Annotated in this window: 8 protein-coding genes; 4 read left to right on the top strand and 4 right to left on the bottom strand. The window is 47.8% G+C overall.

Features of this window, described 5'->3' with window-relative positions; genetic code table 11:
* Nucleotides 1-142: 142 nt before the first annotated feature.
* Nucleotides 143-2221: an alpha-ketoacid dehydrogenase subunit alpha/beta gene (locus tag Q1B04_RS06575; protein ID WP_299757094.1), complete on the top strand. Its 2079-nt coding sequence runs from the start codon at nt 143-145 to the stop codon at nt 2219-2221.
* Between the two features lie 166 nt (nt 2222-2387).
* Here the strand turns inward: Q1B04_RS06575 and Q1B04_RS06570 are convergent, their stop codons facing one another.
* Nucleotides 2388-4793, bottom strand: a complete 2406-nt coding sequence (locus tag Q1B04_RS06570; protein ID WP_299757092.1) for a BamA/TamA family outer membrane protein — start codon at nt 4791-4793, stop codon at nt 2388-2390.
* A 53-nt stretch (nt 4794-4846) separates the two neighbouring features.
* Here Q1B04_RS06570 and Q1B04_RS06565 point away from each other — a divergent pair, with 53 nt between their 5' ends.
* A complete protein-coding gene (locus Q1B04_RS06565; protein WP_299757089.1) occupies nt 4847-5593 on the top strand; it encodes an RNA methyltransferase in 747 nt (248 codons plus the stop codon).
* Nucleotides 5594-5654: 61 nt separating this feature from the next.
* Here Q1B04_RS06565 and Q1B04_RS06560 read toward each other — a convergent pair whose 3' ends face one another.
* The 3 genes from Q1B04_RS06560 to Q1B04_RS06550 are packed head-to-tail and all read right to left on the bottom strand — an operon-like array spanning nt 5655 to nt 8244.
* Nucleotides 5655-6776, bottom strand: coding sequence for an outer membrane beta-barrel protein (locus tag Q1B04_RS06560; RefSeq protein WP_299757087.1), 1122 nt, complete (start codon nt 6774-6776; stop codon nt 5655-5657).
* A gap of 10 nt (nt 6777-6786) precedes the next feature.
* Nucleotides 6787-7695 (bottom strand): hypothetical protein, encoded by a 909-nt coding sequence (locus tag Q1B04_RS06555; RefSeq protein WP_299757085.1) that lies wholly within the window; start codon nt 7693-7695, stop codon nt 6787-6789.
* 15 nt (nt 7696-7710) lie between these two features.
* A complete protein-coding gene (locus Q1B04_RS06550) occupies nt 7711-8244 on the bottom strand; it encodes a sigma-70 family RNA polymerase sigma factor (protein ID WP_299757083.1) in 534 nt (177 codons plus the stop codon).
* Nucleotides 8245-8500: 256 nt separating this feature from the next.
* Here Q1B04_RS06550 and Q1B04_RS06545 point away from each other — a divergent pair, with 256 nt between their 5' ends.
* Nucleotides 8501-8821 carry a hypothetical protein gene (locus tag Q1B04_RS06545; protein ID WP_299757080.1) on the top strand — a complete coding sequence of 107 codons (321 nt, stop codon included), beginning with the start codon at nt 8501-8503 and terminating at the stop codon, nt 8819-8821.
* Between the two features lie 123 nt (nt 8822-8944).
* Nucleotides 8945-13330: a CusA/CzcA family heavy metal efflux RND transporter gene (locus tag Q1B04_RS06540; protein ID WP_299757077.1), complete on the top strand. Its 4386-nt coding sequence runs from the start codon at nt 8945-8947 to the stop codon at nt 13328-13330.

Below are 13330 nucleotides of genomic sequence, written 5' to 3'. Positions count from 1 at the left end.
AAATTTCTTTTGTTCCAAGGCTGAAGTCTTGTGACACTGAAATTTTGGCAAAAATACCGATTCTTAGGCGCATTGCCGAACCCATTCCGTATTTTACTTAATTCTTAAAATTTGTAACTTCGGGCAAACCTTAAAGCAACCTATGTCTAAAGATACCTTGGAAGCCACCAAACTCGATCTGGAACTACTCAAAACGGCTTACCGACTGATGATTACTGCCAAAACGCTGGCAGATACTTACGAAGAGAACAAGGCGATTTGTAGCAAGTATGTGCACAGCACATCGCGCGGACATGAAGCCATACAGCTGGCAGCGGCCATGCAACTCAAGCCTTACGACTACGCTTCGCTCTACTACCGCGATGATTCCATGCTGCTGGGGATGGGCTTACAGCCTTACGAACTCATGCTGCAGCTGATGGCCAAAGCCGATGACCCTTTCAGTGGCGGGCGTACTTATTACGGGCACCCGTCGCTGAAGCGAGAGGGCTTCCCGACAATTCCGCACCAAAGCTCTGCAACGGGCATGCAAGCTATTCCTGCCACAGGTATGGCGCATGGTGTGGCCTACCTGGAAGGACAGGGTTTGCTGCAGGGAGATGAGAAACCTATCGTGATTTGTTCGCTTGGTGATGGTTCGGTAACGGAAGGTGAAGTAGCGGAGGCTTTCCAGATGGCTGTTTTAAAGGGGCTTCCGATCATCTACCTGATACAAGACAATGATTGGGGTATATCGGCCACAGGCAAAGAAATGCGTGCCATGGATGCCTTTGAGTATGCCGCTGGCTTTAAAGGTATGGAGCGCCTTCGGGTAAACGGCTCTGACTTTGAAGAGTCTTATGAAGGAATGCGCGTTGCTATAGAATACGCTCGTAAGGTTAGAAGACCCATACTAGTACATGCCAAGGTGCCGCTGCTGGGCCACCATACATCGGGTGTGCGCAGAGAATGGTACCGCGGAGACAACCTGCAGCAGCACACCGTTGACGACCCGATCCCAAAGCTGCGTGAAGTGCTTTTAGGAGCAGGCTTAGGCGTGGATGAAGTAAAGCTGCTGGAACAAGAGGCAATGCGCACGGTTGCCGAAGATTATAAACGTGCTCTGGATGCCCCAAATCCTGACCCGGAAACTTTTGATACCCACGAGTTTGCTCCGACACCTGTAACCGAGGAAAAAGGAGAACGCAGCCCGGCGGGAGCAGAGAAGGCAATTATGGTAGATGCTGCTCTACACGCTGTGGAGGATATCCTGAAGTCGTACCCAGAGGCACTTTTCTACGGCCAGGATGTGGGCGGCGAACTGGGAGGCGTGTTCCGGGAGGCGGCGCTGTTAGCTAAAAAGTATGGAGATGCCCGCGTCTTTAACACACCTATTCAGGAAGCTTACATAGTAGGCTCAACAGCAGGCATGTCTGCAGTGGGAGCTAAAGCCATTGTAGAAATCCAGTTTGCCGATTATATCTGGCCAGGTATCAACCAATTGGTTGAGGAGCTTTCTAAGAGCTGCTACTTAAGCAACGGCAAATTCCCGATTCAATCAGTTATCCGGGTGCCGATTGGCGCATATGGTGGCGGCGGACCTTATCACTCCGGAAGTATAGAATCTACGCTGCTCAATATCCGTGGCATAAAAGTAGTATTCCCAAGCAATGCGGCTGATATGAAAGGCCTGATGAAAGCAGCTTTCCTGGACCCGAACCCTGTTGTGATGCTGGAGCATAAAGGTATTTACTGGTCTAAGGTGCCCGGCACTGAGGATGCCAAAACAATTGAGCCGGACGAGAATTACATTCTGCCTTTGGGCAAAGCCAATGTTGTGCAGCAGGCGGATGAGCAAGAGATGCGAATGGGCAACAGCATGACTGTTATTACCTACGGCATGGGAGTATACTGGGCAAAAACAGCTTCTAAACAGTATCCTGGAAGTATAGAGATTGTTGACCTGCGTACGCTTAACCCGCTTGATTACGAAACTGTTAAAGCATCTGTAGAACGACATGGCAAAGCGTTAATCCTGACAGAGGAGCCACTGATGAACTCGTTCGCTGAATCGCTGGCTGGCAGGCTGTCTAAAGACTGCTTCCAAAAACTGGATGCACCGATTTATACTTTGGGTGCGGCCAATTTGCCTGCCATTCCGCTTAACGTGGAGCTGGAGAAAAAAATGCTGCCAAATGCCGATAAAGTAGCTGCCAAACTAAAGGAACTGCTAAACTATTAAGCTTAGACAAGTATTAAAACAGAAAGCCCCGCTACTCCTAGCGGGGCTTTCTGTTTTAATACTTGTGATCTTAAAGTACTTATATTGAAACAGAATTCAACTATTAAGTTGTGGCAACCTTCCACCCGGTCAAACTCTGTTGTTGGAATAACCGGCAATGATCAATTTAAAAAGGATAGCCAATACCAATCTGTAGGGTGCTTTGATAGCTATCCTGGGTAAAGAAATCAGTTAGGTTGAAGTTGGGAAGCACAAACCGGTCTTCTTTGTAAGCAGCTGGGTCATACACTCTGGTAGCAAAGTCGAAGCGCAGAATAAGCACGGAGAGGTCAAAACGAAGGCCAAAGCCTGTACCTACAGCAAGCTCTTTATAGAAGCGGTTAAACTGAAAGTCAGCACCGGGCCTAATCGTATCTGGCTTTAACAACCAAACATTGCCTGCATCCACAAACAAAGCGCCGTTTATAAAGCTGAACATATTAAAGCGGTATTCTACGTTTGCCTCCACCAGTACCTCACCAGGCTGCTCTATGTTGAAATCCCTGACAATCTGTTTATTGCCTTCTTTATCTTCAGTTACCGTTAGAGAAGTATAAGATCCAAGGCCGAGCCGCCGCGACTGCCATGCTCTGACACTGGATGCTCCACCTGCAAAGAAAAACTTGTCGTAAGGAATTGTATTGCCGCTGAACATGGGAGAGGCAACACCTGCATTGACACGGTAAACAAAAAAGCGCTGACCGCCTAAAGGTATATAACGGCGGTAATCCGGGTTAATGCGCCCATACTGGTATGTCCGAAGGTCATTAATTTCTAAGTTTAGCCCCAGTTCCTTTGACAGCCCGCCCAGCTCCACAAGCGTACGAAAATAGCGGGCATTCCGGGTCTGGGTAATATCATTTGTGTTATAGATAAAATTGAAGCCGACGAAAGAAATGATACCGTCATCAAAACTGCCTAACAGAGAACGGCTGCCTGTACTGTTATTTTCCAGTCTGCTCCTGAAGTCAGTATCCAGTATCTCGCCCTGCACAATGTTAAAGTTGACCGGCGAGAAAATAAACTGCATAATTGGCGGCTGCAGCGGGTTGCGAGACCGTTGCCAAATGTAGTCAAGGCCAAGTTCATAGGTAGAGCGGATGTATTCCTGCCGGTCTTCGCTGTTGTAGCCAGTATACACACGCGTGCGCGGGCTAAACTCCGAAAGCAGGTTCTTGTTGGTAAACGGAAAAAGTATAACCGGAAACGACAAGGAGGAATTAAGGCCAAACTCTTTGATCATCACGGCCTCACCTGCATCACTAAGGCTGGCCTGGTATTCAATACCGCCCCTGATGCCGAAGTCCAGGTTTTCAGCTCCGCCAAATACATTGCGCACCCGCAGCGAGAGGCTAGAAAATGGACCAGGCCTTTTCTCTGTAAAGTTCATACCCAACTCTGCCGTTTCCTGGAATTTTTTAGCAGGCAGGGCATTCACCAAAGCATTTAACTCATAGGTGGAGTCTGTGGGAGCTTGTACCTTGTTATAGAACACGTTGTTAAACTGAAAAGCATCCAGATCTGCAAGCTTACGCTGCGTGGTGAGTGTCCGAAACTGGCTGTACCGCTGGCCAGGGTATATATCTACTTTTTTATCAAGTATCAGCGGAGAGTACTTATGATCATAAGCAACATACTTGATGCTATTGTAAACAAGCGTATCGCGGGGTATGCCAAACCTGTCGGCATCTGTTTTAAAGTATACATTTTTAATGGTGTACACCTTGTGAGTTGAGTCCTGCTCCGGGCTTTCAATTATAGTTTTGACGCGCGCTGTGTTCTGAGCGTAGCTGGTATCTACATCAAACGCTATGTAGGCACGGGCAAAATCATAGTAGCCACGGTTTTTCAGCAATTCATATAAACGGTCCCGCTCTTTGGTCAGCTGATCCTCGTCATACCTTTCGCCTAACTGTAGGAGCGAGCGGTTTTCTGTGGCCTTCACGATCCGCAGTATTCTCGGGTCTTTGATATCGTAGCTTAGCTCGGCGTAATTATAAGGCCGATTCTCCTCAATATTTATATCTATGTAAACAAGTTTGTCTTTTTTTACTTGTTTGGTATAGTCTATATTATGGTTGAAATACCCTTTGGAGTTGAGGTAAATATCGATTTGGTCCATCGTGTCCTGCATGCGCAGGGAGTCATAAATGGCGGGAGGCTCACCAAGCTGCATCACAAAATTACCTTCCTGCAGTTTGTCCTTCAGCCGATCTATCCGGTTGCTAAACTTATCGCGTAGTTTGTTAATTTTAAGCGTATCAGTGCCTGCCTCTGCAATTTTGCGGTCCATGCGGCTTTCCTGCTTCGCTATCCGTTGCTGGATATTTTGCGGATCGTAAAACTTTTTACCGAAATTGTAAAGGGCCAGATAAGGTGTTGAACCAAGCACCATGCGGTTAGGCTGTTGCTGGTAAAGGCTCTGAATGGCAGTGGGTTCTACTGTCTGCAAGCCCTTAGGCTCCATACTTACAAGCAGCTTCTCATTCTCGCCCAAGTTCTTGGTAGGGATGCAAGCATGTAAGCCAAGCATTGTAAAACTCAGGGCAGCTATGTATAATCGTGATCTCAAACGCGTAACCAGCTATGTTATCAAAAGCAGTTGTAAAGTACATTAAATCGTTGCAAGTAAAAAAATACCGCAACCAACACCAAGCCTTTGTAGTGGAAGGAGCCAAAAGTGTTTTGGAACTGCTTCAATCTGACTTTAAGCTGCAGCATTTGTTTGTTACCGAGCACTTTCTTGCAGAACATACAGGTTTGCTTAGCAAAGGTTTGAAATACGAGGTGGTGAAGGAGGACGATCTGGTAAAAGCCGGCTCCTTTTCGAGTAATAACGCCGCTCTGGCAGTAGCCAGTATGCGCCAGCTGCCGGCGCTTCAGCTAAAGCAGGATGATTTTGTAATTGCCCTGGATGATATTCGTGACCCCGGCAATTTGGGCACTATCATTCGCATTGCGGACTGGTATGGTATGAAGCATGTGGTTTGTTCAGAAACTTGTGCTGACTTTTACAACGCCAAAGTAATTTCCGCTACAATGGGCTCTTTTACGCGCATCCAGGTGCATTATCTTGATTTACCAGGTTGGCTGCAGCAGCACACCTACAAGTATAAAATTTACGGAGCGGCTCTGAGTGGGAACAATCTGCACCGCATGCAGCTGAAGCCGGAAGGTATTGTTGTGCTAGGAAATGAAGCGAACGGTATTCGGCCAGAGGTAGCGCAGCAGGTAAATCAACTCATCAAAATTCCTGCTTTCGGAGGTGCTGAGTCTTTAAACGTGGCTACGGCTACAGCCATCATCATTGATAACTTTATGCGCAACAGCTAAAAAAAGGAGGGACCTGCAAAAGCCCCTCCTTTAAACTCAACTTAAACAAACAACATCTTTGCTACAGGAACAGGCGAAGTCCGAAACTCACTACACTTGTCTCTGGGCCACGGTTATCTTTAAACAGGTCGTTCATGTTATACTTGCCAAACAGCTTCAAAGAACCGTATCCAATCACACCTTCCGCGCCATACTGAATATCGCTTAGGTTAAAGCTGTCACGGTCTTTTTCTTTATCGCCGTTGAACTTCAGCTTAGAGTGGCTGCCCAATCGGTAGCCTATAAAAGGGCCGGCAGCTATCGTAAAACCGTCTTTGCCATTGTCGCGCTTAGATTGCAGCATAAGCATCAGGGGCAGGTTTACAGAGGAGTGGGTGAGCTTGCTCTTCTCGTAGTTCACTTCCGGGTCTATGGAGAAAACCGTAACTCCGTCTATATCCTGTACCAGAACATCATCCTCAAACATATAGTTGTTAAAGGCGAACTCCAGGCCGGAGAGTAAGTATACCGGGCTTTTACGGCCGCCTATCTGCGAGGTAAGGCGCCAGTTAAGGCTAACGTAGCGAGAGCCCCAGGCTTTCAGATCCGGTGTGTTATCTATGTCTGTGAAGGTGTTAAAGCCTAAGTCCATATCAAAACCGAAGCGTGTGGCTTTATAGCTTTCTGCTTCTTTAGCTTCCCTGGTACTGTCGCGCTCCTGTTTGGAAGGCATGTCCACATTTACTTTCGTGTTGCCATTGTCTTCTTCCACATCCACCTTTATCACAATGCTTTTATTGATGCGCACTTCATGCGTCTCTTTGTTTGTGCCTTGCCCTTTAATGGAATCCTGCTCTTGCACTGTGATGGTTACCTGTTCCGTCTGCCCAGCCTGCGCCTCTTGCTTGTTAAAGGTAACAGTCATCTCCTTGGATTCCTTGTTGGAGCTCTCCATTTGGTCTACGCGCTCCACATACTTGGTCAGTTCGCGCATCAGGGAGTCGAGGCTGTAGTTTTGGAAAGCCTGCAGTTGCTGAATGTTTTCCAGGTGCAGGATCATCTTGGCGCCGTTTGCCATTTTCACCACAATGGTGTCCTGGTTAGACGTTTGTAAGCGCTCTTTAAGGGTGGAGCCGCCTTTAGCAGACACACCGGTAGCGGCAGCCATGCAAATGGCCATTACGAGTAGTATAATCCGTTTCATGATCTTGGGTTTAGAGATTGATAACTTTTGATATTTTCTGTTTGCCGATTTGTGTTTCAAGAGCTACCCGGTCGGCCCGGATGCCCAGCTCCTCCAGCTCCAGGGTTTCGCCGGAGGCAAGGTTCCGCACCTGTTTGAAGATGTTTTTAGCCAGTGTTTTCTTGCTGCTTCGGCCTGTCTGCTGCACTTCTTCTGGCATAGCAGTCTGAGAGGCCACAGCGCGTTTAATGATAATTTCAACTGGCTCAGCGTTGAGATTGGCCTTGGCAAAACCTGCAGGTTCTTTTGCCGGAGCTGCCTCTGCGGCAGGTGCTTCTGGTGTTAAGTTTGCTGCGATGGCCGTCTGCGCATCGCTTTTAGTTTCCTTTTCTACAGCTGTGTTAGTTCGGCTTGCTTGCTGTAAAGCTTTAGGTCTTGCCTCAGCTAACATCTTCTTAGTTGCAGGCTGCTTTGTAATGTTAGATGCGGCTTTGGCTTCGGCGGTTGCCTGAGGTGTAAGATTTTTTTCCTGAGAGGAGAGGTTTTCTTCAGCAACTCCGTTCTGAGCCATCATACTTTCTCCTGGTGCAGTTTGCGGCACATCTATAAGTATAGGGGCGGCAGTTGGTTGGCTTTCCGGCAGCTTAAGGTCATACTTAGTAATGGTTTCACTTATTTCAGGAGTGCCGGTGTTGATGTTATAGAACACAACTCCAACCGCCAGCAGCAGCGATAAGGTAGCAGCCACAGAAGAGTAGAACCACATGTTACGCTGTTTGCCTCGATTTTTCTGCTCCGATTCTGGCACCATTAAAACTATAGGCTTTTCCTGCTCCGGCTCCATCCGTTCCTGCAAACGGCTCCAAAGATCGGCAGGAGGAGTGGGCGAGGAGTTGCCCAGGCCCTCTTTAAATATTTTGTCTATGTCTTCTGGTTTCATTGTCTTTCTCCTTCATTAACCGGCTATAGCTTCTTGTCCCTCCAGCCGGCGCTGCAGCATGTGTCGTGCCTTGCTTAACTGCGACTTAGAGGTTCCTTCGGTAATACCGAGCATATCAGCTATTTCCTTGTGTGAGTATCCTTCAATTGCGTACAGGTTAAAAACCGCTCTGTAGCCTGCGGGTAACGTTTTGAGTAGCTCCAGCAGCTCGCCTTCAGCCAGGTCTTGGTCTGCACCGGAAGTGGTAGCCACCTGTATGTAGCTGTCTTCTATAGCTATGTGCAGCGGCTCTTTCTTTCTCAGAAAAGCCAGCGCCTCGTTTACCATAATTCGGCGCACCCAGCCTTCAAAACTTCCTTTGCCCTCGAAACGATCTACGTTCTTAAAGATTTTCATGAATCCGTTGAGCAATGCTTCTTCCGCATCCATCTGGTTTTTGAGGTAGCGTAGGCAAACCCCATACATTTGCGCGGCAAATCGCTCGTACAGGAGCTTCTGCGCCTTTCCGTCTGCCATTTGGCATCCCGCTATCAGTTCTGCTTCTGTCACGCTTTGTAGAGGTTTATTCTATAGCTGTTTTCTATTTATCAAGAGCATCATCTGTTGCTCTGTACCCTTAAGATGTAAAGTACACACAAGGTGGTTGCCTGAGGATATTTAAATTTTCATCTTTTTTTCGATGCCCCCAACTCTTAAACTATAAATACCTGATCATCAGCCATAAAAATATTACTGCTTTTGTTTAGATTAATTCTGTATAAGGTTTAGCTATATGAAAAAAAGGTTGATGTCTTAAATTTGCCCTATGCGGATACCTGCGTTAGTGATGTCTTTGTTTATGCTTTGGATGGTCTGGCAGCCGTGCACTGATATGGTGCTACCCCAGCATGAGCACGAGCACCTGCTTGATCCTGCTAAAACTACCGGCGAGAGCCCTTTTCATGAAGACTCCTGCCCAATCTTCTGTTCCTGTAATTGCTGTGCCTCGCTTATAGTTACCCAAGATGCGCTGCAACTTGCTTTCCGTATTCCTGTCGAGCCGCAGGCTGTACCGCTGCAATTGGCAGAACAGCCGGAAAAGCACATCGCATTTGTACTGTGGCACCCGCCACGGCTGGCAGTTTAATTCCCAAATAATACGGTAAACCCATAGCCAGCCCTGCTGTGCTAGTCCATATTGCGCAGCTTACTTTTTAGTTGAGTTGCCGCAGGTTTATACCGGATCATTCAATGAATTAAATAAAATATCATGTTTCAGAAGATTATTAGTTTCTCCATACATAATAAATTGGTGGTAGGGCTGATGGTGCTGGCATTGGTGGTGATAGGTTTATATAACCTCACTAAACTGCCTGTAGATGCTGTACCAGACATTACCAACAATCAAGTACAAGTCGTTACTTCTTCCCCAACATTAGCCGCCCAGGAAGTAGAACGCTTTATCACAACACCCATAGAAATTGCGCTTGCCAACGTACCAGACGCTATTGAAATGCGTTCAGTCTCACGGTTTGGCCTGTCCGTTATTACCGTAGTTTTCGAGGATGGCGTGGATATTTACCTAGCTCGGCAATTAATTAAGGAACGACTGGATATGGCCGTAGAAGAAATTCCTGCCGGAGTAGGCACGCCGGAAATGGCCCCTGTAAGTACCGGATTGGGCGAAATTTACCAGTACACCATACATGCCAAAGAAGGCAGCAGTAAAAAATACTCTGCCATGGAGTTGCGCACCGTGCAGGATTGGATAGTAAGAAGGCAACTGCTCGGAACGCCTGGTGTAGCCGATGTAAGTAGCTTTGGAGGTTTTTTGAAGGAGTACGAGGTTGCCTTGAACCCTGACCGCCTGCGCAGCCTCAACCTAACAGTGCCTGACGTGCTGGAAGCCATCAGCACAAACAATGAAAACACTGGCGCTGCCTACATCGAGAAAAACAACAGCGCATTCTTTATCCGTGGCCTCGGGATGGTTAACGAACTGGCTGATATTGAACAAATCGTAATAAGTAACCAAAGTGGTGTGCCAGTGCTTGTGACTGATGTGGCGGAGGTGAAGTATGGCCATCCTGTTCGCTACGGCGCCCTTACCCGAAACAACGAGGGAGAAGTAGTAGGCGGCATTGTGCTGATGTATAAAGATGCCAACTCATCCCAGGTGATAAAGCAGGTGCAGAAGCGAGTGAAAGAAATACAAGCCTCTTTGCCGGAGGGCCTTGTGATTGATGCATACCTAGACCGGAGCGAACTGGTGGATAGGGCCGTGAACACAGTGACCAAAAATCTGATTGAAGGAGGCCTGATAGTGGTTTTTGTATTAGTGCTGCTTCTTGGTAACCTGCGTGCTGGTTTAGTGGTTGCTTCAGTTATACCGCTCTCCATGCTGTTTGCTATCACTATGATGAACATCTTCGGCGTGTCTGGCAACCTTATGAGCTTGGGTGCCATAGACTTCGGGTTAATTGTGGATGGCTCTGTTATTATTGTAGAGTCTGTGCTGCACTTCATTGTGGCCAAAAACACTAACCTGCCCCTCCGCAAACTCTCGCAGCGCGAAATGGACCTGGAAGTGGAGGGTGCCGCATCAAAAATCATGAACTCAGCGGCTTTCGGGATGATCATTATCCTGATTGTATACTTGCCTATTTTGGCGTTGGTGGGTATTGAGGGGAAAATGTTTAAGCCGATGGCGCAGACAGTGAGCTTCGCCATTATGGGCGCATTCATACTATCACTCACCTACGTTCCTATGATCTCAACGCTGGCACTGAGCAAAAAGACTAAGCACAAGCGCAATATCTCAGACCGAATCATGGACAAGATCATGCACTTGTACCAGCCTGTAATACGGTTCGCACTGCACAGCAAAATGCTAATTTTGGGTTTTGCCATAGGGTTGTTGGCTATTAGCTTAGTGATATTTAGCCGCATGGGAGGTGAGTTTATACCTACGCTGGATGAGGGAGACTTTGCCATGGACCTGCGGCTCGTGCCTGGAGCCTCACTTGAGCAAACTATAAATACAACCCTAAAAGCCAGCGAGATACTAAAAAGCAGATTCCCGGAGGTAAAAGAGGTAATCGGTAAAATAGGTACGGCTGAAATCCCTACTGACCCTATGCCAATAGAGGCGGCAGACGTGATGATCCTGCTAAAAGACCGTGACGAATGGACAAGCGCCAGCACCCGTGAAGAACTAGCTGCCAAAATGGATTCTGCTCTGCAGGTTATACCAGGTATAAATTATGGTTTTCAGCAGCCAATTCAGCTTCGCTTCAATGAACTTATTACCGGTGCCCGTCAGGACGTAGCAGTTAAGATCTATGGAGAAGACCTGGAAAAACTAAGTGAGCTTGCCAGTGAGGCAGAACGTTTGATCAGGCCGGTTCAGGGTGCACAGGATTTATATGTGGAAGAGGTAACCGGCCTTCCCCAGATTGTGGTTGAATACAAGCGAGATCGCCTGGCGCAGTATGGGCTGCATGTGCAGGACGTAAACCGTGTGTTGCGAACGGCTTTTGCAGGTGAGACTGCTGGATCTGTCTACGAAGGTGACCGTCGATTTGACCTGGTGGTACGGCTTGAGCAAAATTACCGTAACAACCTGAGCGATATAGAAGAACTGTTTGTTCCCTTGCCTAATGGAGGGCAGGTGCCGCTGCTGCAGGTAGCCAACATCCGCTATGAGGATGGTCCGATGCAGATATCCCGTGAAGAAGGCAGGCGGCGCATTGTTGTCGGTTTTAACGTGCGTGACCGTGATGTGGAGTCAATTGTGCTGGAGGTAAGACAAAAACTTGCTGAGCGTCTTGAGCTGCCTGCTGGGTATTACATTACCTACGGTGGTCAGTTCGAGAACTTAGTGAACGCTAGAGAAAGACTGCAGATTGCAGTGCCTGCTGCATTGCTGCTTATCCTGGTGCTCCTATACTTTACCTTTAAGTCGGTAAAACAAAGCCTGCTAATTTTCAGTGCTATACCGCTGGCTGCAATTGGAGGTATTTTTGCCTTGTGGCTTAGAGGCATGCCTTTTAGCATCTCGGCAGGCGTTGGTTTTATAGCCCTTTTCGGTGTAGCTGTATTAAATGGCATTGTACTGATAGGTTACCTGAACCAACTCAAACAAGATGGCTGGGATAATGTATACGAGCGCATTATTGAAGGAACCACTGTGCGGCTCCGGCCAGTACTGATGACAGCCTCGGTGGCAGCCCTCGGTTTCTTGCCTATGGCGCTTTCATCTTCGGCTGGTGCCGAGGTACAAAAGCCTCTGGCAACTGTGGTAATTGGCGGTTTAGTTACATCCACTCTGTTAACACTAGTAGTCTTGCCAGTGCTGTATTTTATTTTCACATCCAGAGATGAGAGAAAACCTCAAGTTTCAGTGGTACAAAATGTTGTGCTTATAATATTAAGTATAAGTTTATACTTTGGAAGCAGCTTATCCACGCAAGCGCAGCAACAGACAAAGCAACTGGATTTAAAGGCAGCGTTGGAGTATGCCAAAGAGAATAACCCAACACTACGCGCTGCACTACTCGAAACCGAACGGCAAAGAATGCTGCAAAGTGCCGCGTTTGATTTACCCAAGGCAGTGGTTAATTATAGGCGCGGCCAGATAAGTACTAACGAAACCGATGAAGAGATTACAGTTGCACAGCAATTTGCCTTCCCGACAGTTTACGGGCGGCAGGCCCGTTTAGCGGGTGCGCAAGCAAGCCAGGCGGAAATTAGTCAGCGCCTAGTGGAACGGCAGGTACTGCGCGATGTAAAGCTTGCTTACGGAGAATGGCAGCACATGCAGGCTGTTAGGCTATTGGTGCTGGCGCAAGACTCGCTTTACGAAAACTTCGAGAAGGCAGCCCGTGTCCGCCAACAGGCCGGTGAAACAGGGGCTTTGGAGAGAGCCACAGCAGAAGCCAAGCGACTCAGCATGAAAGCTGAACTGGTGCAGGTAAACGCAGACGCAGCCAAAGCCCAGACCCGACTGCGCCAGTTGCTGCACGCACCTGAAGGCACAATAAGCTTTGTAGTAGAACCGCATCAAAAGTATAGTGCTGTTATACTTACCGATACTGCCGCTGCTAAGGTTTGGCTTCAGATGCTACAAAATGAGGTGGAAGTGGCACAAGCGCAGACGAAACTGGAAAAAGCTAGGCTATTGCCTGACTTTAGCATAGGGTACTTTAACCAAACTTTTGTTGGAGAGAGTCCGGCTCGTGACCCTTCTCATATCTATAACAGCTCTGACCGCTTCGCAGGCGTGGAAGCCGGCATAGCCGTTCCGATATGGTTCGGAGCTCAAAAAGCCAAAATAAATGCTGCCAAACTGAACGAGCAGGCCGTGCAGAAACAAGCAGAGGCCAGAGAAGCTATTATTCGCGCTGACTTACAGAGCGCCCTTTATGAGTTAAAAAAACAGGGGCAGCAGTTGCTGTACTATGAGCAAGGTGCACTGCGGCAGGCGGCTCAGTTGGAGAAAGCCGCAGCATTAACTTTTAGATTAGGCGAAGCAGACTACATTGAGTTTGTGCAGGCTATGCAGCAGGCTTATACGCTTCGGCTACAGTACCTTGTTACGCTGCTGAATTACAACCAAAGTATCATTAACCTACAGTATTTAACCGGAGAAGAATAA

Origin of the sequence: uncultured Pontibacter sp. (assembly GCF_947495565.1) — a bacterium.
Taxonomy (GTDB): domain Bacteria; phylum Bacteroidota; class Bacteroidia; order Cytophagales; family Hymenobacteraceae; genus Pontibacter.
Note: the sequence above shows the minus strand (reverse complement) of the source record. Positions and strands in the feature narration are given on the sequence as shown.

Bases quoted from the DNA above. Each gene is read 5' to 3' on its own strand.
- Q1B04_RS06575 (WP_299757094.1), top strand. From the start codon at position 143: ATGTCTAAAGATACCTTGGAAGCCACCAAACTCGATCTGGAACTACTC.
- Q1B04_RS06570 (WP_299757092.1), bottom strand. From the start codon at position 4,793: ATGCTTGGCTTACATGCTTGCATCCCTACCAAGAACTTGGGCGAGAAT.
- Q1B04_RS06565 (WP_299757089.1), top strand. From the start codon at position 4,847: ATGTTATCAAAAGCAGTTGTAAAGTACATTAAATCGTTGCAAGTAAAA.
- Q1B04_RS06560 (WP_299757087.1), bottom strand. From the start codon at position 6,776: ATGAAACGGATTATACTACTCGTAATGGCCATTTGCATGGCTGCCGCT.
- Q1B04_RS06555 (WP_299757085.1), bottom strand. From the start codon at position 7,695: ATGAAACCAGAAGACATAGACAAAATATTTAAAGAGGGCCTGGGCAAC.
- Q1B04_RS06545 (WP_299757080.1), top strand. From the start codon at position 8,501: ATGCGGATACCTGCGTTAGTGATGTCTTTGTTTATGCTTTGGATGGTC.
- Q1B04_RS06540 (WP_299757077.1), top strand. From the start codon at position 8,945: ATGTTTCAGAAGATTATTAGTTTCTCCATACATAATAAATTGGTGGTA.